This is a genomic window from Microbacterium hibisci, from assembly GCF_015278255.1.
Classification (GTDB): Bacteria; Actinomycetota; Actinomycetes; order Actinomycetales; family Microbacteriaceae; genus Microbacterium; species Microbacterium hibisci.
Genome location: NZ_JADIJC010000010.1, coordinates 112415 through 135610, shown reverse-complemented (window position 1 = coordinate 135610; position 23196 = coordinate 112415). Strand labels below are relative to the sequence as shown.

Here is a 23196-nt window from a genome sequence, read left to right as displayed (position 1 = left end):
TGGTTATGTCGACCTCCGCCCGCCCCCGCATGACCGGCATCGGCCGCGTGCTCGTGATCGTCTACGCGATCATGGCGCTCGGCGCCACCGGTCGGTCCCTCGTGCAGATCGTCGAGCGCTTCGACGAAGCACCCCTCGCGTACTCGCTGTCGGCGCTCTCCGCCGTGGTCTACATCGTCGCGACCCTGGCTCTCGTCTTCGCCGGACGACCCGGCTGGTACGTCGTGGCGTGGGTCGCCATCGTCTTCGAGCTGGTGGGGGTGCTCGTGATCGGCGCGCTGAGCCTGGTCATGCCCGAGCTCTTCGCCCACCCGACCGTGTGGTCGTGGTTCGGCAGGGGCTACCTGTTCGTGCCTCTCGTGCTCCCGTTCCTCGGCATCTGGTGGCTTGCGGTCCACCGGCCGACCGCCGGGGCCGAGGCGCCTTCGCCTGCGGCGGTCGCGTCGTGATCGTCTTCCGCGACCCCGCCGAGGTGCCGGCGGGCTTCGGTCCGTCGGTCGTCGCGATCGGCAAGTTCGACGGTGTGCACTCCGGTCACCGCGCGGTGATCGATCGAGCGAGGGTGGATGCTGCGGCCTCGGGTGCGCGGGTCGTCGCGGTCACGTTCGACCGCAACCCGCTGGCACTCCTGCGCCCCGAGATCTGCCCCGACAGCCTGGTCGGGGTCGAGCAGAAGCTCCGACTGCTCGCCGACGCGGGAGTGGATGCCACGCTCATGCTCACCTTCGACCGCGCGCTGGCCGATCTCGGCGCCCGCGAGTTCGTCGAGCACGTGCTGGCGGGGGCGCTCGGCGTGCGGGTCGTCATGGTCGGCGCCGACTTCCGGTTCGGCCGCGGGGGAGCGGGCAACCCCGACCTGCTGCGCGAACTCGGACCGGAGTTCGGCTTCGAGGTGGACGTGGTCGACGACGTGCGCGCGATCGACGCCGGGCGGCGCGTGTCGTCGACGTGGGTGCGCGAGCTGCTGGACGCCGGCGACGTCGCCGGGGCGGCCCGGCTGCTCGGCCGACCGCACGCGGTGCGCGGTGAAGTGGTGCACGGCGTGAAGCGGGGCCGCGAGCTCGGCTTTCCCACGGCGAACCTCTCGGAAGACCTCGAGGGCTTCGTGCCGGCCGAGGGCATCTACGCCGGCTGGCTCGTCGACGAGGGTGCGCCCGGGGACGGGGCATCCGAGCCGCGCAGCACCGTGCGGTACCCCGCGGCCATCAGCATCGGCACCAACCCGACCTTCGACGACGTCGCCGTTCGACAGGTCGAGGCGTACGTGCTGGACGAGACCGAGCTCGATCTGTACGGGCACACCGTCGAGATCGAGTTCGTGTCGCGGATCCGCGGGATGGTCGCGTTCGAGGGGATCGGGCCCCTCATCGCGCAGATGACGGACGACGTCGCGAAGGTGCGCGCGCAACTGAGCTGATCGGTGTGACGCCGGACGAACTCGGGGAGTCGCTTCTCGGCTTCGCTGCATCCGACCCGCGGCGCACACCGGACCTGTAGACCGCGCCGCGCCCCGCCCCTACCATCGAGGCGTGCACGCGCTGGTCCTGATGGCCGCCGAGGCGGCGGAAGGTGACTCCGTCAACCTGTGGGGCGCGCTCGGCTGTGCCGTGGCGTACTCGGCGTCGCTGCTGGCGACGCTCGACGCGTTCGCAGACCTCATCCTCGCGCGCGGCGACTCGCCGCCCGGCCGGCTGACTCCCGGCGTGGGCATGAAGTTCGCGTCGAAGCTGACGGCGGCGGCGATCGCCGTGATCTCCGCGGCGATCGTGCTCGCCCTGGACGGCAACTGGTTCGCGTTCATCACGCTGTCGATCGCCTTCGTCGTGGTGGTCGGGATCGGGGTCATCGTGCTTCTTCGGCATTCCCGGGGGAGCGTCGCGCCGAACCCGGCGGCAGAATCTCATTCGTGATCGGTGCTCACATGAGCAAACTCTGTGCAGATGTTGCACTTCGGCGCGCCGCTGTGTCAGCCTGAGGAGACGACGGAGGGAGGATCGTGGACGCCGTCGACGAGCTTCTCTCCATCCGCGCCGCCGAGCTCTATTACGAGGAGAACCTCACCCAGGAGGAGATCGGCCGCAACCTGCAGATCACTCGCTGGAAGGTGGGCCGCCTCCTCACCCAGGCGAAGGAGGAGGGGTTCGTCCGCATCGAGATCCTCCACTCCCGCGCGCGTCGCCCGCAGCTCGAGCGCCGACTGCGTGACCAGCACGGCCTTCGCGACGCCGTCGTGGTCTCGCGGGCCGGTGTGCGCAGCGAGGACGAGCTGCAGCAGCGTGTCGCGCAAGCCGCCGCGGACTATCTCGCCGCCCTCCGGCCGAGCCCGCGCGTACTCGGCGTCAGCTGGGGCCGGACGCTCTCCGATGTCGCGCACCACCTGCGCGAGGGCTGGTCGGCGGGCACCGACGTCGTGCAGATCAACGGCGGTGTCAGCATGAGCCCCCGGCCGGGAACGGCCGCCGCCACGGCGGTCAGCATTGCGCAGAAGGGCGGCGGCAGCGCGGCGCTGCTGCCGAGTCCCGCGATCCTCGAACAGCGTGCCACCAAGGAGGCCATCGAGGCCGACCGCGTCGTGGCGCGCGTGCTCGAGATCGCCCGCTCCGCCGACGCCTACCTGTTCAGCGCCGGGGCTGCCGACCACCGGTCCGTCCATGTCGACAGCGGCTACCTGAGCCCCTCCGACATCGACCGCCTCGTCGCGGCCGGCGCCGTGGGCGACGTCCTGGGACGATATGTCGACGCCGCCGGCCGCATCGTCGACGACGCCCTCGATGCCCGCACCGTCGGGCTCTCCCTCGATGACCTCCGCCGCGCGGAGCTCGCGATCGCGGCGGTCGCCGGTGAGCCCAAGCGCGCGGTGGCCGCCGCGGTCGTCACGGCCGGACTGTGCACGGTTCTCGTCACCGACGAGTCCACCGCGCATCACCTCCTCGACGGCTGACCCGCACCGCCGCCCCCCGAACTCCACCTCCGACGAAAGCCAGGTCAAGACATGTCAGGCACCTCCATCGTGACGCTGCCCGAGCGGGCCGTCGAGCTGCTGGGCGGCCAACCCGACGACACGACGCTGCGCCGCTACCTGCACGGCCTGCCCGGCGTCGACGCGGTCGGTCTCGAGCAGCGTGCGGCCGGGCTCGGCACGCGCTCCATCAAGACCACCTCCAAGGCGTGGGCGCTCGACAAGATCATCGAGCTCATCGACCTCACGACGCTCGAGGGGGCCGACACCCCGGGCAAGGTGCGATCGCTCGTTGCGAAGGCGCTGAACCCGGACGCCTCCGACCCGACGACGCCGCGCGTCGCGGCTGTCTGCGTGTACGGCGACATGGTGCCGTACGCCGTCGAGGCGCTCGGCTCGGCGCACGGCGATCCCGACGAGGGCGGCGTGAGCGTCGCGGCCGTCGCGACCGCGTTCCCGAGCGGGCGGGCGTCGCTCGACATCAAGCTGGCCGACACGGCGGAGGCCGTCGCGCACGGCGCCGACGAGATCGACATGGTGATCGACCGGGGAGCCTTCCTCGCCGGCCGCTACGGTCTCGTCTTCGACCAGATCGCCCGGGTCAAGCAGGCCTGCCGCCGTGAGGACGGCACATACGCGTCGCTCAAGGTGATCCTCGAGACCGGCGAGCTCAACACCTACGACAACATCAAGCGGGCGTCGTGGCTCGCGATCCTCGCCGGCGGGGATTTCATCAAGACCTCGACCGGCAAGGTGCAGCCGGCCGCGACGCTGCCGACGACACTCCTCATGCTCGAGGTCGTGCGCGACTGGCACCGCGCGACGGGCGAGAAGGTCGGTGTGAAGCCCGCGGGCGGCATCCGCACCTCGAAGGACGCGATCAAGTACCTCGTCACCGTCGCCGAGACGGTCGGAGAGGAGTGGCTGCAGCCCCACCTGTTCCGCTACGGCGCGTCCAGCCTGCTCAACGACGTGCTGCTGCAGCGCCAGAAGCTGAAGTCCGGGCACTACACCGGCGCCGACTACGTGACGATCGACTGAGCCGCACTCAGGCGACTGAACGGGAAAGAACAGATGAGTTTCCTCGAATACGCCCCCGCGCCGGAGTCCCGCGCGATCCTGAACCTCAAGCCCGAGTACGGCCTCTTCATCGACGGCGATTTCCGCCCGGGTTCGGGCGAGTCGTTCAGCACCATCTCGCCGGCCGATGAGAAGCACATCGCCACGATCGCGTCGGCGAGCGAGGCGGATGTCGACACCGCCGTCGTCGCCGCGCGGCGCGCGTACGGCAAGACGTGGTCGAAGATGAGCGGCCGCGACCGCGGCAAGTACCTCTTCCGCATCGCGCGCCTGGTGCAGGAGCGGGCCCGCGAGCTGGCCGTCGCGGAGAGCCTCGACAACGGCAAGCCCATCAAGGAGAGCCGCGACGTCGACGTGCCGCTCGTAGCCGCGTGGTTCTTCTACTACGCCGGGTGGGCCGACAAGCTCGACTACGCCGGACTCGGGCCGGCCCCGCGCTCGCTGGGCGTCGCCGGTCAGGTGATCCCGTGGAACTTTCCGCTGCTCATGCTGGCGTGGAAGATCGCGCCGGCGCTCGCCGCCGGCAACACCGTCGTCCTGAAGCCCGCCGAGACCACGCCGCTGTCGGCGCTCCTGTTCGCCGAGATCCTGCAGCAGGCCGACCTGCCGCCCGGCGTGGTCAACATCGTCACGGGCGCCGGCGCCACCGGAGCGGCGCTGGTGCGGCATCCGGATGTGAACAAGGTCGCCTTCACCGGGTCCACCGCCGTCGGCCGCGAGATCGCGAAGGCCGTGGCCGGCACCGACAAGAAGCTCACGCTCGAGCTCGGCGGCAAGGCGGCGAACATCGTGTTCGAGGACGCCCCCGTCGACCAGGCGATCGAGGGCATCGTCAACGGCATCTTCTTCAATCAGGGCCACGTGTGCTGCGCGGGCAGCCGCCTGCTGGTGCAGGAGTCGATCCACGACGAGCTCGTCGACCGGCTGAAGAACCGGCTGTCGACGCTGCGCCTCGGTGATCCGCTCGACAAGAACACCGACATCGGCGCCATCAACTCGCGCGAACAGCTCGACCGCATCCGCGAGCTCAGCCGGATCGGCGAGGACGAGGGCGCGGAGCGCTGGAGCGCGGACTGCGTCATCCCCGACAACGGCTTCTGGTTCGCGCCGACGATCTTCACGAACGTGCAGGCGAGCCACCGCATCGCGCGAGATGAGATCTTCGGGCCGGTGCTGTCGGTGCTGACCTTCCGCACGCCGGCCGAGGCCATCGAGAAGGCGAACAACACGCCGTACGGCCTGTCGGCGGGCATCTGGAGCGACAAGGGCTCGCGCATCCTCGCCGTCGCCGACCGTCTGCGTGCCGGTGTGGTGTGGGCGAACACGTTCAACCGGTTCGACCCGTCGTCGCCCTTCGGCGGCTACAAGGAGTCGGGCTACGGCCGCGAGGGCGGCCGCCACGGCCTCGCCGCGTACCTCAAGGGCGGCTCGGCGCTCGACCCCGCCCGCCGCGTCGAATCCGGACGTTCGAAGAAGGAGGTGTCGGCGTGAGCACGCGACTGACGATCCCGAAGACCTACAAGCTCTACATCGGCGGGGCCTTCCCGCGCAGCGAGTCGGGTCGCACCTACGAGGTGGCGACGCCGAAGGGCGACTTCCTCGCGAACGCGGCCCTCGCGTCGCGCAAGGACGCCCGCGATGCCGTCGTCGCGGCTCGCGGCGCGGTGAAGGGCTGGTCGGGCGCGACCGCCTACAACCGTGGCCAGGTCCTCTACCGCGTCGCCGAGATCCTCGAGGGCCGCCGCGCCCAGTTCGTCGACGAGATCGTCCAGCAGACCGGGGTGTCGGCATCCGTTGCCGCCGCCGAGGTGGACGAGGCGATCGACCGCTGGGTCTGGTACGCGGGGTGGTGCGACAAGTTCGGCCAGGTCGCCGGCAGCGGAAACCCGGTCGCGGGGCCCTACTTCAACATCTCGGTGCCCGAGCCGACCGGGGTCGTGGGGATCATCGCCCCGCAGGACACCGCCCTCGTCGGACTCGTGTCGGCCATCGCGCCCGCGCTCGTCACCGGCAACTCGGTCGTGGTGGTGGCCTCGCAGCGGTACCCGCTGTCGGCGATCTCACTCGCCGAGGTGCTCGCGACGAGCGACGTGCCCGGGGGCGTCGTCAACGTCCTGACCGGCTCTCCCGCCGAGCTCGCGCCCTGGCTCGCGTCGCACCCCGACGTGCACGCGCTCGATCTCGTCGGCGCGGGTGATCTCGACTGGGTCGACCTGCAGATCGCCGCTGCAGAGACGCTCACGCGGGTGCTGCCGCCGGAGAACGGGACGGATGCCGCGGCCCCGAGCCTCGCCCGCATCACCGCGTTCACCGAGACGAAGACCGTCTGGCACACGAAGAGCCTGGTGTAACAGCGCCGGCGCACCACACCCGGAAGCGGCACGGATGCCTCGAGACGAGGCATCCGTGCCGCCCGGCGTTTCGTGACCCCGTTGTGGGCGGCCGTCCCCTCTGCCATAGTGAGCCGCACGCATGCGATGCACGCGATCAACGGCGATCGAGGAGCAGGCCATGACTGAAGTCTCGCCGCGCCGAGCGATGCGCCCGATGCGCGTCGCCCGCATCGTCCACCGGTGGGCGGGTCTGCTGCTGTTCTTCTGGGTGTCGATCGGAACCCTCCTCACGCTGCCGTACGTCTACGAACAGACCGGTGCGACGGGCGTCGCCGGTGTCGTAGAGGTCTTCAGGTTGGAAGCCGAGGGCGGCGGAGCCGTCAACCTGCCGGTGACGCTCGTGCTCATCGCCACGGTGGCGGGCCTCGGAGTCGCGCTGCTGGTCGATCTCGTCCGCCGGGGCCGTGAGCCCTTCGTCCGCGCCGGCTCGCCGCTCGGATGGCTCTATCTGCTGCACCGCTGGGCGGGGACGCTCTTCACGCTGTCGCTCGTCGCCTACCTCTTCGCGCGCCTGGCGATGGGCGCTGCGCCACCCGCCCTCGGCTGGGCGTGGGTGCTCCTGCTGTTCACGGTCAACGTACTGGGCGTCTGGGTCTTCATCTTCTGGGCGGTGGGCGCGATCCGGCGTCGAGGCCGAGCGCGGCGCCGCTCGGAGGTCACTCCAGCGCGAGCCCGCCCCACTCCCCGGGACGGGTGAGTTCGCCGTAGTGGACCTCGACGTCGTCGGCCGAGACCGAGGCGACGCAGGCCAGCAGCGACAGCGTCGGGTAGCCGTACGGGCGGTTGTCGCGGATGATGGCGCCGTCGTCGGTCGGGGGCAGCTCGGCCGAGCGCTCCAGCACCTCGACCCACGGCATCCACCATCGTCCTCCGCCGGCGGGCTCGGCGGCCTGGAAGTCGCTCAGCCACCTCGTGATGCGGGGCGTGGCGGGATCGTCGACGTCGTCGTGCGCGATCATGTGCGTGCCCGGCGCCAGCTCGGTGGTGCGCAGGGTGACGCCGTCCCATGTCAGCACGCGCGCCCGCGATCCCTCCACCTCGACGAGGTTGAAGCCGTGCGTCGCCGGCGCGCCCGAGGGGGAGCGGCCGGCGACCGCGTCGAGCACGAGGCCGCCGCGCGACACGAGTTCGGACTCGGGGCGGGTGGATTCGTCGGCGCGGTTCAGGAGTACCGCGAGGCGCCCGGAGTCGGGATCGGCGGCGAGCCAGGCGCCGCCGGCGCGCACGTCGCGCACGCCGACGATGCCGTCATGCGGCTCTGGCCACCAGCGCCCGAGCGGGTTCCACGGCCGGCCGGGATCCTCATCGCGGATGGCGAGCACGCGCGTGGGCTCGTCCGCCGAGTCGGGGACGCGGATCACGACGGTGCACATGCGGGCTCCTCAGGGGTCGTGCGCCGGCCGGTGGCCGGCGCGTCGGGTAGTCGTGCCAAGATCGGAGGGTGTTCGTCGTGGTCGGGGTCACCGGTGGCATCGCCGCCTACAAGACGGTTCAGGTCGTGCGCCTGCTGGTGAAGGCGGGGCACGACGTCCACGTCATCCCCACCGAAGACGCGCTGCGCTTCGTGGGGCTGCCGACGTGGGAGGCGATCAGCCGCCACCCCGTGACGACCTCCGTCCATGACGACGTCGCACGCGTGCGTCACGTCGCGCTCGGCCAGGCGGCCGACCTCGTGATCGTGGCACCCGCGACGGCGAACACCCTGGCGAAGATGACCGCGGGACTCGCGGACGACCTCCTCGGAACGACCCTACTCGCCACCACGGCACCGGTCGTCGTGGCGCCGGCGATGCACACCGAGATGTGGCGGCATCCCGCGACAGTCCAGAACATGGCCACCCTGCGCTCGCGCGGCGTCATCGTCGTCGGGCCGGAAGAAGGCGAGCTCACCGGCGGCGACAGCGGGCCGGGACGGATGTCGGAGCCCGAGGTGATCGTCGACGCCGCGCTCGCGGCGGTCGACGCCGAATCGGCCGACCTCCACGGGCTCCGCGTCGTGGTGAGCGCCGGCGGCACCCGGGAGCCCATCGATCCCGTGCGCTACATCGGCAACCGCTCCAGCGGGCGACAGGGGGTCGCGGTGGCCCTCGCGGCCGCGGAACGCGGAGCGGAGGTGGTGCTGGTCGCCGCTCATGTCGACGACGGCGTGCTGGATGCGGCATCCGCTCGCCCTCGCGTGCGGGTCGTGCGCGCGGGAACCGCCGCTGAGCTTGGCGCCGCCGTCGAGGATGCGGCCGCGACGGCCGACGTGATCGTGATGGCGGCGGCCGTGGCCGACTACCGGGTGGCGGAGGTGTCGCCGTTGAAGCGGGCGAAGGAGTCCGCGCCGGTCGGCGGCGTCACCCTGGACCTCGTCGAGAACGACGACATCCTCGCCGGCCTGGTGCGCGGGCGGCGTCGCGACCAGACGATCGTCGGCTTCGCGGCCGAGACGCCGGGCGACGGCGAGACCCTTCTCGACCGCGGACGCCGGAAGGCCGCGCGCAAGGGCGCCGACCTCCTGGCCGTGAACGAGGTCGGCTGGTCCAAGGGCTTCGAGTCGGCCGACAACGCCGTGACGATCATCGACGTCGCGGGGGAGGTCGTCGCAGCCCGGCGGGGGAGCAAGCAGGACGTCGCCGAGGCGCTGTGGGACGCGGTCCTCGTGGTGCGCGAAAACCAAGCCAAAGCAAAGTAACGAAACAGTAACGGCGCATGTAGAGTGGTCCGCACCACGTCGACGACGACGTGGTGCACGACCCCGGAGGACATGCCCGATGCCCGACTCCGCGGCATCCGATCGCGCCCGCGACCGGATCCACGCCCTAGCCGTCATGTGCGTGCTCGCCATCGCGAGCCTCGTCATCGCCTTCCTCGGAGCCGCGCCGGCGCGCGTCACCTCGACGGAGCTCCTCGGTGACGAGCGCACGCCCGGCGACGCCGCCTTCATCGCGAGCCATCGCGGGGGAGCGGCCACCGCGCCCGAGAACACCCTGCCGGCCGTCACCGCCGCGCTCGCCGCGGGGTTCGAGTACGTCGAGGTCGACGTCGCACTCACCGCCGACCGCCACCCCGTGCTCATGCACGACAAGAGCGTCGACCGCACGACGAACGGTCACGGGCGGCTCGCCTCGCTCACGCTCGCCGACGTCCGCGCGCTCGACGCCGGATCGTGGTTCGACCCCGCCTACGCCGGCACGCCGGTTCCGACGTTCGCGGAGTTCCTCGATGCGATCGTGGCGGCGCGAGGGCGCGCGATCGTGGAGCTGAAGGGGGCGTGGGATGCCGAGTCCGTCGACGCGGCCGTCGCCGAGGTGGCGGCGCGCGGCCTCGAGCACCGCATCGTGTTCGCGAGCTTCGACGCACGGACGCTGGCACTCGCGGCGGTCGAGTCGGACGTCCTGTCGCGGCTGCTCATCCTCAAGCACCTGCCCGCCGACGTCGTGAGTGCCGTCGCGGAGTCCGGCGCCCGTGGCGTGGTGGTGAGCCGCAAGGCGGTCCTGGCGCGCCCGGGCATCGTCGACGAACTGCACGCGATCGGAGCGCGGGTCGTGGTGTACACGCTCAATCGCGACACGCAGTGGGACGCCGTCACCGCGCTCGGCGTCGACGGCATCGTCACCGACGATCCGCACACCCTCTCGGAGTGGCAGAGCGCCTACGCCGGTCCCTGACTCCGTGTCCGCCCGAGTCGTGCGGTCCGCGCGGCGTGGCCCGTGGCATCCGATCTCGCACGTCATTAGTCTCGAAAGCAGCAGCCGCGGGGCGGCTGGGCACGGGAGAGCAGGCGGGCCGATGCGGCAGCAGCGCAGGTCGAGGTGGGCCGTGATCGGCGGCATCGCCCTCTTGGCGGCGGGCCTGATCACCGGCTGTCAGGCCGAGCCGTCGGCGAGACCGACCAGCACGCCGTCCGCCACGCCCACGAGCAGCCCGTCCGGCCCCACGCCGACCGCGACCGCCGGACCCTCTGAGACCGCGGAGCCCCAGGCCGGCTGGGAGGTGCCCGGCACGTGCGAGGAGATCTACTCGCCGGCGATGCTCGCCGAGCTGCAGTCCGCGAACCCGCCCCTCAACGATCCCGGTGTCACGATGCTGTCGAGCGAGAACGCCGATCTCCTCGAGGTCATCCACGGCGGGGCGGCCACTCTCCGGTGCTCGTGGGGTCAGCCGAGCGAGTACGGCCTGGCGACGAACGTCACCGCGATCGACGCGGCCGAGGGGTCGGCCATCCTGGCCGCGCTGCCGCAGGCCGGCTACGGCTGCGAGGCGCTCGGAGAGGGCACCGTCTGCCGGATCGAGCAGAAGGGCGTGACGCTCGACGACGAGGAGTACGCACGCGGTGAGGCGGCGTATGTCGGCGCCGGCGGGCTCGTGACCACCGCGTGGATCAACTTCGCTCCCCACGGCTACACCGAAGACATCGTGGCGACGATCTGGGGCTGAGCGCGGCATCCGCTCGCCCGTCCCACGCGAATCTGCGACTGCACGGCGGGCCGACTTCCCTGCGCGGGGCCGTCGTCCCGTAGAATGGCCGAGGGAAACCGCAGACGATGTCGCAGCTCGCTGAAGCGAGTGCCCGCGACCGGCGGCGGCCACCTCCCGATCCCGCGTTCGCGACGGCGTCCGCGCCGCCCGCGGGAGCACGCAGAACCATCGGTGTCATCCGATCCTCGCCGGTCCCCAACCGGCACTCACGCTCAGGAGGAGCATGCCGACCACGGCACCCGCCCAGACGGCGCAGCGTCGCCGCAAGTCCTCGTCCGCGCGCCGCGACGACGAGGCCCCGATCATCCCGATCCTCGCGCGCAAGGTGCGCGAGGTCGAGGCCAAGGCCCAGCGCGGCAAGCTGGGCCCGACGAACCGCGTCAAGTTCCAGGTCATCGCGTTCCTGGTGCGCGAAGAGCGCGCCCGCGTGAAGAAAGACGGCGAGCTGACGGATGCCGCGCGCGCCGAGCTGCTGAAGCGGCTCGACGGCGTCGCGACCATCCTCGCGAAGACCGCCGCGCGCGACACCTCGCTCATCCAGCTGCTCGAGGTCGACCAGGCCACGTCGCCGGTCGCGCGCCGCATGCGCCGCGACTGGCTGCTGGAGTCCGGCGCCGAGCTGCCGCCGGATGAGCTCATCATCACCGACGTCGCGCCGGTCGCGGCGACCGTCGTGCCGGCCGCGCTGGCCGAGCGCCAGGTCGTGCCGCAGCAGGTCGAGGCGCGCCGCGAGGCGAACCCGTTCCTGGCGCCCGATCTCTCGGTGCGCGCTCCGAAGGAGACGCCGCGCCGGCGCCTGGACAGCTGGGAGCTGATGGGCCCGCTGTACAAGGCGTTCGAGACCGGCGCCGGCGGTGCGAGCGCATCGATGGAGCTCCCGCCCGTGCCGGAGTTCGACCGCATGTCGCCCAAGGGCCTCGAGGTGATGCCGCACCAGTCGCGGTTCCTGGAGTCCGTGCGCGCCGGTCACCGCAGCTTCCTCCTCGCCGACGAGCCGGGCCTCGGCAAGACGGCGGAGTCGGTGCTCGCGGCATCCGTCGCCGACGCCTACCCGCTGCTGGCCGTCGTCCCCAACGTGGTGAAGATGAACTGGGCCCGCGAGGTCGAGCGGTGGACGCCGCAGCGGCGCGCCACCGTGATCCAGGGCGACGGCGAAGACATCGACGCGTTCGCGGACGTCTTCATCGTCAACTACGAGATCCTCGACCGTCACCTCTCGTGGCTGTCGACGATCGGCCTGAAGGGCATGGTCGTCGACGAGGCGCACTTCATCAAGAACCTCACTTCGCAGCGCTCGCAGAACGTGCTGGCCCTCGCCACGCGCATCCGCGAGCAGGTGCGCAACCCTCTCCTGCTGGCTCTCACGGGTACGCCGCTGATCAACGACGTCGAGGACTTCGACGCGATCTGGCGCTTCCTCGGGTGGACGAACGGCGAGAAGCCCGGCCCCGTCCTCATGGAGAAGCTCGACGAGACCGGGCTGACCCCCGCCGACAAGTCCTTCTACCCCCACGCGCGCGACGCGGTCATCTCGATGGGCATCGTGCGGCGCAAGAAGAAGGATGTCGCGGCCGACCTGCCCGACAAGCTCATCGCCGACCTGCCCGTGCAGCTCGACGACGAGTTCGGTCGCTCGATCCGCCAGGCCGAGCGCGAGCTGGGCGAGCGGCTCGCGGCGAAGTACCGCCGCATCATCGAGGCGCGCGGCGACCGCGGCCACGGTCCGGGCCACATCGACGACGACATCGTGCGTCTCGTCGCCCACAACGAGCTCGAGGAGTCGAAGGCCGCAGGGACGGGCTCCGAGAACGTCTTCACCATGGTGCGCAAGATCGGCCAGGCCAAGGCCGTGCTCGCCGCGGACTACGCCGTGCAGCTGCAGCGCTCGGTCGGCAAGGTCGTCTTCTTCGCCAAGCACATCGACGTCATGGACACCGCCGAGGCGCACTTCGCCGCGGCCGGCCTGAAGACGGTGTCGCTGCGCGGCGACCAGCCGTCGTCGTCGCGTCAGCAGGCGATCGACGCGTTCAACAACGACCCCGAGGTGGGGATCGCGGTCTGCTCGCTCACGGCGGCGGGCGTCGGTGTGAACATGCAGGCGTCGTCGAACGTCGTGCTCGCCGAGCTGTCGTGGACGGCGGCCGAGCAGACGCAGGCGATCGACCGCGTGCACCGCATCGGTCAGGACGAGCCGGTCACCGCGTGGCGCATCATCGCCGCGCACACGATCGACACGAAGATCGCCGAGCTCATCGACTCGAAGCAGGGGCTCGCCGCCCGCGCGCTCGACGGTGAGGCCGTCGACCCGCAGTCGAGCGATTCCGTGCAGCTTTCGGCGCTCATGCACCTGCTGCGCCAGGCGCTCGGCGCGGCGTAGGTCGGTTCGTGACGGGGGCGGTGCGCGTGCGCGCCGCCCCTGTCGCATGCCCGGCCGCGGTCGTCGACAGGGTGCCCGGACCGGCGACGTGCGGTGGACGCGGGAGAACGATGACTGGCAGCGCGCCGCGGACTGACCGCTCGTGGACCAGCCGCGTGTGTGGCAGGTCGTGGGCTTCCGGCACTAATGTCGGGGGAGGCAGCGTCGCCGTCCTTTTCCCCCGACTTGCGAGGAACACAGCATGAAGATCGGCATCCTGACGAGCGGCGGCGATTGCCCCGGACTCAACGCGGTCATCCGTGGCGTGGTGCTCAAGGGCACCACGACCTACGACCTCGAGTTCGTCGGCATCCGCGACGGATGGCGCGGCGTGGTGGACGGTGACTTCTTCCCGCTCACCCGGCACGAGGTGAAGGGCCTGTCCAAGGTCGGGGGCACGATCCTCGGCACGAGCCGCACCAACCCGTACGAGGGCCCCCGCGGCGGCGCGGAGAACATCGCGAAGACGATGTACGGCCACCGCCTCGACGGCATCATCGCGATCGGCGGCGAAGGAACCCTCGCCGCGGCCAACCGCCTGGCCAACGACGGCATCAACGTGCTGGGCGTGCCGAAGACGATCGACAACGACCTGCGTGCGACCGACTACTCGTTCGGCTTCGACACCGCGGTCAACATCGCCACCGACGCGATGGACCGCCTGCGCACCACCGGCGATTCGCACCAGCGCTGCATGGTCGCCGAGGTCATGGGCCGCCACGTCGGCTGGATCGCCCTTCACGCCGGCATGGCCGCCGGGGCCCACGCCATCTGCATCCCCGAGGTTCCGATGTCGATCGACGAGATCGCTGCGCTCGTGACGCGGGCCCACGATCGTGGCCGCGCGCCGCTGATCGTCGTGTCGGAGGGCTTCACGCTGAAGGGCATGGACGAGGCGTACAGCGACAAGGGCCTCGACGCGTTCAACCGTCCGCGCCTCGGCGGCATCAGCGAGGTGCTCGCGCCCGAGATCGAGCACATCACCGGCATCGAGACGCGCTCGACCGTCCTCGGCCACATCCAGCGCGGCGGCTCGCCTTCGGGCTTCGACCGGGTGCTCGCCACCCGCCTGGGCCTCCACGCCGCCGACGCGGTCGTCGACGGCGCGTGGGGTCAGATGGTGGCGATGCGCGGCACCGACATCGTGCGCGTGCCCTTCGCCGACGCTCTCGGCGAGCTCAACACGGTGCCGCTCTACCGCTACGAAGAGGCCGCAGCCCTCTTCGGCTGAGCCCGCCTGCGGACAGCGGATGCCTCGCGCCGAGGCATCCGCAGTCCGCACGGCTGCCGTGGTGACTGTCCGTCGATGTCGTCGAGCCAAGGGATTTCCGGCGAGACCGAGGACGTCGTCACCGGTTTCGGCGGGAATGCCCTGTTTCGGTGAGGGCACGACGGTTTCGCCGGTCAGCCCCTGGCTCGGCGGATGGGGGGAGCGGATGCCTCGGCCCGCGGCATCCGGTCGCGTCCGAGGTCACGGGGCTGATGAGGGGGTCGGCGGGCGGCGGTCCGCGGCTGCCGGCGAGACGAGCGGCGGCCGACCGTGTTGCGGGACGAGGACGCGCTTGTCGACCAAGCCGGCATCGCGCGCGGCGAGGATCTCGGCCAGGCGCCGGCGCCACCGGCGCACGTCCGATGCGTACTCCGCTCGCATGGCGAGATCGTGTCGTTCGTAAGGGTCGGCGGAGAGATCGAACAGCTGTTCCGCGGGTGCGCCGGGAGCGTTGCGCGGGAACCACACGAACTTCCAGCGACCGTCGGTGAGGAACTGCGTCTCCTGCGACGGGTCGTAGCAGATGGAGTGCTCTCCGTGCACGACGTCGCGCCAGGGTGCGCCGCCGCGGATGAGCGGGAGCACGCTCCGGCCGTCCATGCCGGTGGGCGCCTCGACGGCGCACACGTCGAGCACCGTGGGCATGACGTCCTGCAGGCACACCGGCTCGTCGGCCGTGCGTGCGTCGGCGTCGGTGCGCAGCGCGGCGGGCAGGCGCACGAGCAGCGGCACGTGGGCGGACCCCTCGTACGCGTAGGTCTTGCGCCACAGATGGTGATCTCCGAGCATGTCGCCGTGGTCCGAGACGAAGACGATCATCGTGTCGTCGTCCAGTCGGCGGTCCCGGAGGACGCGCATCAGGCGGCCGATCTGGTCGTCGATGTGATGGATGAGGCCGGCATAGCCGGCGCGGGCCCGCCGGATCTCGTCATCGCTGCGTCGGCCGCGCCACCCGTTCACGTCCGCCCGTCCGCGGCCCTCGATGTCGTGGATGCGCGCCCAATCGCCCACCGCCGGATCGGGGATCATCCCGGCGCGCCCTCGCTCGAGGTTGTGCTCGTAGTGGAACGCCGGGGGATCGTAAGGCGAGTGGGGACGCGCGAACGACGTCATGAGGAAGAACGGCCGGGTGGGGTCCCGCCGCTCGAGGAAGCGGATCGATTCGGTCGCAGTCCATGTCGAGGGGTGCAGGTGCTCGGGCACGTGGGAGGGGCGCGCCATCCAAGAATTGACGTCGACCCCGTGATCGGCCTGCTTCACATCGGCAGGGGCGTTGCGCTCGAACCACGCCGTGTAGTCCGACACGAAGCGGTCGTCCTGCACCCGCAGCGACTCGTCCAGTACTGTCTCGTCGAACCCGTAGCGTGCGCGCTGCGGCGTGAAGTGCATCTTGCCCACGCCGTGCGTCTGGTAGCCGGCTCTGCCCAGCACCTCGGGGAGGGTGTCGGTCAGTCCCGCGAGCGGCGGCTGCCCCGGCCCCATGCCGAGGATGCCGGTGCGCCACGGATCGCGGCCGGTGAGCAGCGATGCGCGCGCGGGCGTGCACGACGGCGTGCACGAGTAGGCGCTGCGGAACCGCGTGCCGGCAGCGGCGATGTGGTCGAGGTTCGCGGTCGGGGCGAAGCCGCCTTCGCACGAGAGGGAGTCCCAGCGCTGCTGATCGGTGACGATGAGCAGGACGTTCGGTCGGGTGATCACGGTTTCGCCCCCGCACAGAGTCCGAGCCGGTCGAGGGTGGCCGCGGCGACAGTTAGAGGTGCGGCGCTCGACCCGTCTTCGCTTCCGACCGCGGTGCGCCACGACTCCTCGAGGTGCACGATCCGCTCCTGAAGCGCGCGCTCGTCCGGTGCGCTGCCGCGCTCGGCGGCGTCCGCGAGCCAATCCGTCCACGCCGCCCAGCGCGGCGCGTACAGGTCGCGCACGAGTCCGGACCAGTGGCGGCCGGAGTAGTCGTGCAGGCCGCTGGTCTGATGGCCCCAGACCGAAACGAGGCTCCGGGCGTCGTGTTCCATGATGTCGGCCTCGTCAGGATCGCCGCCCCACGAGCGGGCTGCCGTGATCCACGTCGACGCACGTGACTCCGGCCGCGTGGCGACGAGGTCGTCGAGGGCGCGCAGGTCGTCCTGCAGCCGCATCGCATGGTCACGCAACGCAGGGGCATCGTGCTGACGCCACGCACCGAGTACCCCGCGGATGTGCTGCCGGAACTGCTGAGCCACGACGTGCCCCGTGAGTTCGACGACATCGCGCTCGAGCGCGTCGCGATGCACGGCGAGCTCATCCAGGCCGATGAGCAGTCGCGCGGCGCGCGCGATGGCCGGAAGGTCGCCCTCCACGGCGGGATCGTTCTCGGCGTCGATGTTGGCCGACATCCGCGCGGGCTCGGCCGGCAGCGCCTCGCCGGCGAGACGCTGCGTCGCGAACGGCGCCGACGCGGTCCACGGGCGCGCGATCACGGGGGAGGGGATGGACCGGGTGCGGCCCGGGGCATACAGAGTCGCGCCGAGCAGCCGCCACGCCTCGCGGGCGCCCGGGTCGTCGACGCCGTACCGCTGCACGGCGAATTCCGCGAGCCACTCGTCGACGTCGAGCTCGCGCCATACGGCGTCGGCGGCGGCCTCGTAGAACACCGTGTTGTTCTCGATCGCCTCAGGTGCGAGTCCCACGCCTTCCAGGCCATCCGGATGCCGCGCCGCGAGCTCTGCGATGTCTCGGGCGAGACCACGCACATCCCCGAACAGAGCGAAGCGCCCGCCGAAGTTGTGGACGGCGGTCCAGAGCCATCGCCGCCCGTGCATGCCCTCGCGCCACATCGGTGCGTGTTCGCCCCACAGGTCGATCAGCACGAGTCGCTCGCGGGGAACGCCCGACAGGTAGGCCGCGATCCGCTCCCGCGACCAGAACCCGCGGTGATAGTGGAAAGGCCAGCCTTGCAGCAGCCACGTCGCCCGAGGATGCACCGACGTCAATGCCCGGTGCACGCCGGCCCCTGCGCGGGCGAGGTCGTCGAGATCGCCGGATGGCGGGAGCGACTCGATGTACGGGTCGACGGCGAACCACGGCTGCGCCCCCGCGTCGCCGAGCAGATCGCGCTGCGCCTCGAGGAAGGTGCGCGCGAAGTTCGCATAGTCGGGGGATGCCGGGGCCAGCAGGGGGGTCCGCCACCCTTGCCAGTCGATCTCTGCCGACCCCTCGCCCGCGAGCGACGCGGGCACGTGCCCGCCGGTAACCGGCAGCACGGGCGTCATCCCCAGGTCGCGGGTGCGGGCGAGGATGCGGCGCGCGAGCTCCACGCGTCGCGTCGCCCACGTCGGCGACAACGGGCCCCCGAAGTCGTGCAGTCCGCCCATCGCCATCCAAGGGATCGTGGCGGCGCCGCCCACCCAGGCGCGGGCCTCGTCCGCGCCCACACCCGAGCGGTACAGCGCCTCCGCCAGAACGACCTCGTACGCCGTGAGGACGAGCGGATGGGTCACCCCGTGCAGGGCCATCCAGTCGAGCTCCCTCTCCCAGCGCGCCCAGTCCCAGTACGCCGTCGAGTAGCCGTGCGTCACGACGTTGAGGTGATAGCGGATGCCGAAGCCCGTCGCCTGCGCCGTCTCCGGGGCATCGGGCCAGGCGTCCCAGCGGGGCGCGATGACCGGGGACTCCCACGTGAGGCGCTGTCCGTGGGACTGCAGGTAGTGCGCGAACGCGCTCGCCGCCGCGACGAGGTCCGTTGCCCGCAGCGTGAGGGTACCGCCGTCGGCGTGGAACGAGCCGGTGGCTGCGGCATCCCCGATCCGAGGTTGTTGCTCGACGCGGACCCGCGACGCATCGCCGCCGGCGCGGGCGATCAGGCGGCGCAGGGCGCTCGCGAACTCCGGCTCACTCATGCGTCGGCGACTCCTTCGGCGACGGGGCGATGTCGAGCCGCGAGGTCCACGCGGCGAAGTCGACGGGGGTGCCCGATAGGCGGGACTCTTCGGCGGCGAACGCGATGAGGTGGCTGTCGAGCGCCGTGGCGAACGAGAGCTCTCCCGCTCCGACCGTCCCGGCGACCAGTGCGTCGACGAATTCGGCCATGAGGGCCGCGTCGCCTCCGGCATGACCGGCGTGGTCGCCCAGGTCGGCGTTGGGCATCGCGACGTGAAGCGTGTGCCGCCGGTGTCCCATCGGCTGCCTGGTCTCAGCGGTGTGCGAGGCGAGCGGCAGATCGTGGGGGAGCGTCGCCGTCGGCGAGAACAGGTCCACGACGATCTCGCCGCTCTCCATGTGACCCGTGAGCTGTCCGGCCGAGCCGGTGATGGCCACGTTGCGGGTGTTCTCGGCGGTGAACGCGGATGCGGTGAGCGTGGCCGTGAGGCCGCCCGGGAACATCATGGTCGTCTGCTGATGATCGGCGACGTCGTTGTCGCTGCGGTACACGCAGCGCCCGTAGTCGCCCGTGCGCAGCGCTGCGAGACGGCCCGCCGGGGAAGTGTCCGCGCCCAGCAGGTGCACGGGATGACCTGACACGCCCGCGAGGGCGTCGACGTAATAGCGGGGTGCGTAGAACGGGCAGCTGTCGGCCACGGGGCAGCCGTCGAGGCAGAACTGCGGCGCGCCGGGAGGGGCGTTCTCGGGACGGAACCATGTCAGCTCACCGATGCTGTACACCGAGTCGGGCGCGGAGCCGGCGAGCCACCGGATGAGGTCGAGGTCGTGCGACGTCTTGGTGAGCACCATCGCGCCGGCTCGGGCCGTGCTGCGCCAGTTGCCGCGCACGTAGGAGTGAGCGAAATGCCAGAACCCGATGTTCTCCCTCACCTCGAGGGTCATCGTGCGTCCGATCGCGCCCGAGTCGAGGATGCGCTTGATCGAGCGCCAGAACGGGGTGAACCTCAGCACGTGGCCCACCGCGAGCCGTGACGACGTGTCCGCGACGTGCCGAGCCAGGCGCGAGAGCTCGGCGAGGGTGGGAGCGGCGGGCTTCTCGAGCAGGAAGGGGATGCCGGCCTCGGCGACCGCGACGGCGACGTCGACGTGGAGCGCGTCGGGCACGGCGATCACCACGCCATCGGCTCGGAGCGCGGCGAGATCCGCCACGACATCGCGCCAGTCGCCGTACTCGGCGGCTCCGCCGGCCTCGGCGGCCAGAGCCGAGCGTCGGGGCTCGGACACGTCGGCCACCGCGACGATGCGGGCGCGGTCGGGGTGCTCGATCACCCAGCGACCGTAGGCGTCGCGCCCGCGGCCACCGGCCCCGATCACGACGAGACGCTGCTGTCGGGTCATTTCTCCGCTCCTGCCGTGAGACCTTCGACGAGGTATCGCTGCGCGACGAAGAACAGCACGATGACCGGTGCCGTGACGGCGAGCGAGCCGGCCAGCAGCACGGTCACCGGCACGTTGAAGTCGGCCAGCTGCGAGATGCCCAGCGGCGCCGTCCAGAGCTCGCGGTCCTGCACGAGGAACAGGAGCGCGTAGAAGTACTCGTTCCACGCGATCATGAAGACATAGATGGCGGTCGCGACGACGCCGGGAAGGGCGATCGGCAGCACGACGCTGCGCAGCATCTGCGGCAGCGAGGCGCCGTCCACGATCGCGGCCTCTTCCACGCTCTCGGGCAGCGCCTGGAAGTAGTTGCGCAGCATGTAGATGGCCACCGGCACGGTCGTCGCGACATAGACCAGGAAGAGCCCCACGAGCGAGCCCGTCAAACCCGCTTTCGCGAGCAGAACGAACAGCGGGACCGACAGCACGATCCCGGGGAACAGGTAGACGCCCAGGATGATGCCGTTCACGAAGCCGCGCCCGCGATAGCGCAGTCGTGCGGCCGCGTAGGCGCCGAGGATCGAGACGATGATCGACAGCACCACCGTGCAAGCGGCGACCAGCAGAGAGTTGATGACGAACCGCCCGAGACCGAATCCGCCCTGGGCGGGGTCGAGCATCGCCGTCGTATAGCCCGAGAAGTCGAGCTCGTCCCAGGCCGGGATGAGATCCAGCGGCGCCTGCACGACCGACGTGTACGGACGCAGCGAGAGCACGAAGCCGTACAGGACGGGGCCCAGGGCGCCGATCAGCGCGAGCGCGATGATCGCCACGCGTCCGGCGGTGGCCAGCGGGTGCGGCCGCAAGGCGGACCGGCGACGGGTCATTCGAGGTCCACCTTCCGCCGGGAGAGCGCGACGTAGACGGCAAGGAGCGAGATGAGCACGACTGACATGAGGAGTCCGTAGGCGGCGGCGCTGCCGATGTCGGCGCGGGTGACGAGCTCGGTGTACACCTTCAGTGCCATGACCTGGGTGCCGCCTGCGCCCTCGGTGAGCAGGTAGATCTCGCTGAAGCTCTGGAAGGTCCAGATGAATCGCAGCAGGCACAGGAGCAGGATGACGCCCTTGAGCTGAGGCAGGACGATGCGGCCGATGATCTGCATCCCATTGGCTCCGTCCAGCGCCGCGGCCTCTTCGATGTTCGGTGACACCCCCTGCAGCCGAGCCGTGATGAACAGGAACGAGAGGGGCGCCGACGTCCAGATCTCGAATGCCACGACGACGAGAAGCGACAGCGGGATGGGGACGCCCCAGACCTCGGTCGTGGTGGTGTTGAGGAAGCCGATCGACTGCTCCCACCCCATCACCTCGCGTCCGAACGCGTTGATCACGCCGTACTGCGGGTTGAGCATCGTCTGCCAGATCGTGACGGCCGCGATGACCGGCAGCACGTACGGGACCAGCAGCAGCGCCCTGACGATTCCGCGGCCGGGGAAGGGCCGGCGCAGAGCCAGCGCCAGGACGAGGCCGAGCCCGACAGAGCCGATCATCGTGAGCGTTGCGTAGAGCAGGGTCGTGCCGAGCGCACGCCAGAAGGCGGGATTGGCGAGCGCGCGGCGGAAATTCTCCAGCGACCAGTCGATGGGCTCGGTGCCCAGGCGGGGGATGTCGACGAGGCGGATCTCGCTGAACGCGAAGACCACCACCAGCAGCAGCGGCAGAAGCGACGCGAAGACGATGACCAGGAAGGTCGGGGCGGTCAGGAGCAGGCCGTTGCGGTTGTCCCGCTGAGAGCGGCTGCGAGGCCGCCCCCAGCGGTGACGGAGGACTCCGGTGGTCACAGGCCCGCCTGTACCTCCTCGACGGCCGCCTTCATCGCGGCTGTCACCTCATCGGCGGGAACCCCGTTGTAGAGCTGGTCGATCTGCCCCGACAGCACACCCTGACTGGACACCAGGCCGGCGAGCGTCGCATCGGGAGTCCCCATGCCCCAGAGGTAGACAGAGTTGATGCCGTCACGCATGCCGTCGACGAACTCCTCGCCGTACAGCTCGACCGAGGTCATGGTCTGACCCGGGCCGATGCCCAACCCGCCCCACGCCTCGATGAACTCGGTCGGGTCGTCGGCGGTGCCGTTGCGCAGCGGAATGCGACCTTCCGTCGCGACCGCGAGAGTGTCGATGTAGCCCGTGCTCATGACGTACTCGATGTACTCCTGCGCGGCGGCCGTGTTGGCGCCCGTGGGGATGCCGTAGCTCAGAATCGCGCCGTATTGCGCCGGGTCGTCCTCATTGAAGACGGTGACGAACTCGGTGTTGTCGGCGAGGAACGTCGGCTGCGCGGCGCAGTCGGGGCACGTCGCGGGCGTCGCCTCGTCGAGTCCGGCCAGCTCGTCGAGGATGTGGGTCGAGAACAGCAGCATGGCGGCGTCGCCGTTCATGTACGCGGCCCGGGCACTGGTCACGTCGAAGTCGCCGGCGACGGACGAATCGCGCAGCTGGAGGAATTGCTCGGCGGCCTCGGTGCACGCGTCGGAATCGATCGTGACCTCGCCGTCCTCGACCAGTTCGCAGCCCGCGCTCTGGAAGATCGACTGGATGCCTTCGGTCGCGGACGCGGTGCCCGCCTGGGTGCCGAACGCGAGTCCGGTGATGCCGAGCTCCTCCTTGACCGTCGTGGCGGCGTCGGCCAGTTCTTCGACGCTCGTCGGGACGTCGACGCCCGCCTGCTCCAGCAGGTCGGCTCGGTAGGCGATGAGGTGAGTCCAGCCGTCGCTCGGGACGGCCGAGATCCGGTCGTCGATCGTCACGGCATCGATCGCGTGCTCGTTGAAGGTGTCGAGCCCGAGCGCCTCCACCGTCGCGGTGGCGGCGTCGGCGTCCAGCAGGCCCTGCGACGTCCAGGCGCCGGTCTGGTTCGACGAGTGCAGAATGACGTCGGGCACGTCGCCGGTGGCGGAACCGGTCACGAGCGCCTGGTCCTGATCTGCACCGGCCATCGGCACCACCTCGACATCGATGCCGGTCTCTTCGGTGAAGGCGGCAGCGACCGCCTCCTGGGCGGCGAGGCGGTCGGGCGTGGTCTGCGGCGTCCAGAAGACGACGCTGCCGCTCGCCTCTTCGGTGGCGGAGTCAGGGGTGTCGGACGTGCCGGCGGAACAGCCGGCCAGCAGGCCGAGCACCGCCGCCATCGCGAGTGGAGCCACGAGACGCTGTGTGGGGGTCCGGGTCATTGCATCACTCCTCTTGTCGTGGCGCGAGCGCCGGGAACGGGGCGAAGCGGTGCAGCATCGACGCTGCACCGACGGTGCGATCATCCCGCCAGGCGAGCAATCTCGAAGAGATCGTGCGACAGAATGCAAGAAAGCACCTCTGACG

At 70.8% G+C, this 23196-nt stretch carries 20 protein-coding genes; 13 read left to right on the top strand and 7 right to left on the bottom strand.

Going from position 1 to position 23196, the window contains the following annotated elements; all coding sequences use genetic code 11:
• Positions 1-5: 5 nt before the first annotated feature.
• The 8 genes from IM770_RS16535 (at position 6) to IM770_RS16500 (ending at position 7129) form a co-directional block, all read left to right on the top strand.
• Positions 6-449, top strand: a complete 444-nt coding sequence (locus tag IM770_RS16535; protein ID WP_239066345.1) for a hypothetical protein — start codon at positions 6-8, stop codon at positions 447-449.
• Positions 446-1417 (top strand): bifunctional riboflavin kinase/FAD synthetase, encoded by a 972-nt coding sequence (locus IM770_RS16530; RefSeq protein WP_203582254.1) that lies wholly within the window; start codon positions 446-448, stop codon positions 1415-1417. The genes IM770_RS16535 and IM770_RS16530 overlap by 4 nt, the downstream gene beginning before the upstream one ends.
• 112 nt (positions 1418-1529) lie before the next feature.
• Positions 1530-1910: a hypothetical protein gene (locus IM770_RS16525; protein ID WP_203582253.1), complete on the top strand. Its 381-nt coding sequence runs from the start codon at positions 1530-1532 to the stop codon at positions 1908-1910.
• Between the two features lie 86 nt (positions 1911-1996).
• A complete protein-coding gene (locus IM770_RS16520; protein ID WP_203582252.1) occupies positions 1997-2941 on the top strand; it encodes a sugar-binding transcriptional regulator in 945 nt (314 codons plus the stop codon).
• Between the two features lie 51 nt (positions 2942-2992).
• Positions 2993-4000 (top strand): deoxyribose-phosphate aldolase, encoded by a 1008-nt coding sequence (gene deoC, locus IM770_RS16515; protein ID WP_203582251.1) that lies wholly within the window; start codon positions 2993-2995, stop codon positions 3998-4000.
• A 33-nt stretch (positions 4001-4033) separates the two neighbouring features.
• Entirely contained in the window at positions 4034-5530 is a 1497-nt protein-coding gene (locus tag IM770_RS16510; protein WP_203582250.1) for an aldehyde dehydrogenase family protein, read from the top strand.
• A complete protein-coding gene (locus tag IM770_RS16505) occupies positions 5527-6390 on the top strand; it encodes an aldehyde dehydrogenase family protein (RefSeq protein WP_203582249.1) in 864 nt (287 codons plus the stop codon). Before IM770_RS16510 ends, IM770_RS16505 begins: the two co-directional genes overlap by 4 nt.
• Positions 6391-6550: 160 nt before the next feature.
• Complete coding sequence (locus tag IM770_RS16500) at positions 6551-7129, top strand: hypothetical protein (protein WP_203582248.1); 579 nt, start codon at positions 6551-6553, stop codon at positions 7127-7129.
• Here IM770_RS16500 and IM770_RS16495 read toward each other — a convergent pair.
• Positions 7089-7805 carry an NRDE family protein gene (locus IM770_RS16495; RefSeq protein ID WP_203582247.1) on the bottom strand — a complete coding sequence of 239 codons (717 nt, stop codon included), beginning with the start codon at positions 7803-7805 and terminating at the stop codon, positions 7089-7091. The genes IM770_RS16500 and IM770_RS16495 overlap by 41 nt on opposite strands.
• A gap of 68 nt (positions 7806-7873) precedes the next feature.
• Between IM770_RS16495 and coaBC the strand changes: the two genes are divergently transcribed.
• From coaBC to IM770_RS16470, 5 genes are all read left to right on the top strand, one after another.
• The gene (gene coaBC, locus IM770_RS16490; RefSeq protein ID WP_203582246.1) at positions 7874-9109 is read left to right on the top strand and encodes a bifunctional phosphopantothenoylcysteine decarboxylase/phosphopantothenate--cysteine ligase CoaBC; all 1236 of its coding nucleotides are present in this window, start codon (positions 7874-7876) and stop codon (positions 9107-9109) included.
• 79 nt (positions 9110-9188) lie between these two features.
• Positions 9189-10085 (top strand): glycerophosphodiester phosphodiesterase, encoded by an 897-nt coding sequence (locus IM770_RS16485; protein ID WP_203582245.1) that lies wholly within the window; start codon positions 9189-9191, stop codon positions 10083-10085.
• A 151-nt stretch (positions 10086-10236) separates the two neighbouring features.
• The gene (locus IM770_RS16480; protein ID WP_307785489.1) at positions 10237-10854 is read left to right on the top strand and encodes a hypothetical protein; all 618 of its coding nucleotides are present in this window, start codon (positions 10237-10239) and stop codon (positions 10852-10854) included.
• Between the two features lie 265 nt (positions 10855-11119).
• Positions 11120-13273 carry a DEAD/DEAH box helicase gene (locus IM770_RS16475; RefSeq protein ID WP_203582243.1) on the top strand — a complete coding sequence of 718 codons (2154 nt, stop codon included), beginning with the start codon at positions 11120-11122 and terminating at the stop codon, positions 13271-13273.
• A 241-nt stretch (positions 13274-13514) separates the two neighbouring features.
• Positions 13515-14543, top strand: coding sequence for an ATP-dependent 6-phosphofructokinase (locus IM770_RS16470; RefSeq protein WP_203582242.1), 1029 nt, complete (start codon positions 13515-13517; stop codon positions 14541-14543).
• A 240-nt stretch (positions 14544-14783) separates the two neighbouring features.
• On the opposite strand, the gene IM770_RS16465 is transcribed toward IM770_RS16470, so the two are convergent.
• From IM770_RS16465 to IM770_RS16440, 6 genes are read right to left on the bottom strand one after another with little or no spacing between them, the layout of a single operon-like run.
• The gene (locus IM770_RS16465) at positions 14784-16280 is read right to left on the bottom strand and encodes an arylsulfatase (protein WP_203582241.1); all 1497 of its coding nucleotides are present in this window, start codon (positions 16278-16280) and stop codon (positions 14784-14786) included.
• Complete coding sequence (locus tag IM770_RS16460) at positions 16277-18457, bottom strand: alpha-N-acetylglucosaminidase (protein WP_203582240.1); 2181 nt, start codon at positions 18455-18457, stop codon at positions 16277-16279. Before IM770_RS16460 ends, IM770_RS16465 begins: the two co-directional genes overlap by 4 nt.
• Positions 18450-19838, bottom strand: a complete 1389-nt coding sequence (locus IM770_RS16455; protein ID WP_203582239.1) for a Gfo/Idh/MocA family protein — start codon at positions 19836-19838, stop codon at positions 18450-18452. The genes IM770_RS16460 and IM770_RS16455 overlap by 8 nt, the downstream gene beginning before the upstream one ends.
• Positions 19835-20704, bottom strand: a complete 870-nt coding sequence (locus IM770_RS16450; protein ID WP_203582238.1) for a carbohydrate ABC transporter permease — start codon at positions 20702-20704, stop codon at positions 19835-19837. The genes IM770_RS16455 and IM770_RS16450 overlap by 4 nt, the downstream gene beginning before the upstream one ends.
• Complete coding sequence (locus tag IM770_RS16445) at positions 20701-21660, bottom strand: carbohydrate ABC transporter permease (protein ID WP_203582237.1); 960 nt, start codon at positions 21658-21660, stop codon at positions 20701-20703. Before IM770_RS16445 ends, IM770_RS16450 begins: the two co-directional genes overlap by 4 nt.
• The gene (locus IM770_RS16440) at positions 21657-23051 is read right to left on the bottom strand and encodes an ABC transporter substrate-binding protein (RefSeq protein WP_203582236.1); all 1395 of its coding nucleotides are present in this window, start codon (positions 23049-23051) and stop codon (positions 21657-21659) included. The genes IM770_RS16445 and IM770_RS16440 overlap by 4 nt, the downstream gene beginning before the upstream one ends.
• Between the last annotated feature and the right edge of the window lie 145 nt (positions 23052-23196).

Bases quoted from the DNA above. Each gene is read 5' to 3' on its own strand.
- IM770_RS16535 (WP_239066345.1), top strand. From the start codon at position 6: ATGTCGACCTCCGCCCGCCCCCGCATGACCGGCATCGGCCGCGTGCTC.
- deoC (WP_203582251.1), top strand. From the start codon at position 2,993: ATGTCAGGCACCTCCATCGTGACGCTGCCCGAGCGGGCCGTCGAGCTG.
- IM770_RS16510 (WP_203582250.1), top strand. From the start codon at position 4,034: ATGAGTTTCCTCGAATACGCCCCCGCGCCGGAGTCCCGCGCGATCCTG.
- IM770_RS16500 (WP_203582248.1), top strand. From the start codon at position 6,551: ATGACTGAAGTCTCGCCGCGCCGAGCGATGCGCCCGATGCGCGTCGCC.
- IM770_RS16495 (WP_203582247.1), bottom strand. From the start codon at position 7,805: ATGTGCACCGTCGTGATCCGCGTCCCCGACTCGGCGGACGAGCCCACG.
- IM770_RS16485 (WP_203582245.1), top strand. From the start codon at position 9,189: ATGCCCGACTCCGCGGCATCCGATCGCGCCCGCGACCGGATCCACGCC.
- IM770_RS16475 (WP_203582243.1), top strand. From the start codon at position 11,120: ATGCCGACCACGGCACCCGCCCAGACGGCGCAGCGTCGCCGCAAGTCC.
- IM770_RS16470 (WP_203582242.1), top strand. From the start codon at position 13,515: ATGAAGATCGGCATCCTGACGAGCGGCGGCGATTGCCCCGGACTCAAC.
- IM770_RS16460 (WP_203582240.1), bottom strand. From the start codon at position 18,457: ATGAGTGAGCCGGAGTTCGCGAGCGCCCTGCGCCGCCTGATCGCCCGC.
- IM770_RS16455 (WP_203582239.1), bottom strand. From the start codon at position 19,838: ATGACCCGACAGCAGCGTCTCGTCGTGATCGGGGCCGGTGGCCGCGGG.
- IM770_RS16450 (WP_203582238.1), bottom strand. From the start codon at position 20,704: ATGACCCGTCGCCGGTCCGCCTTGCGGCCGCACCCGCTGGCCACCGCC.
- IM770_RS16440 (WP_203582236.1), bottom strand. From the start codon at position 23,051: ATGACCCGGACCCCCACACAGCGTCTCGTGGCTCCACTCGCGATGGCG.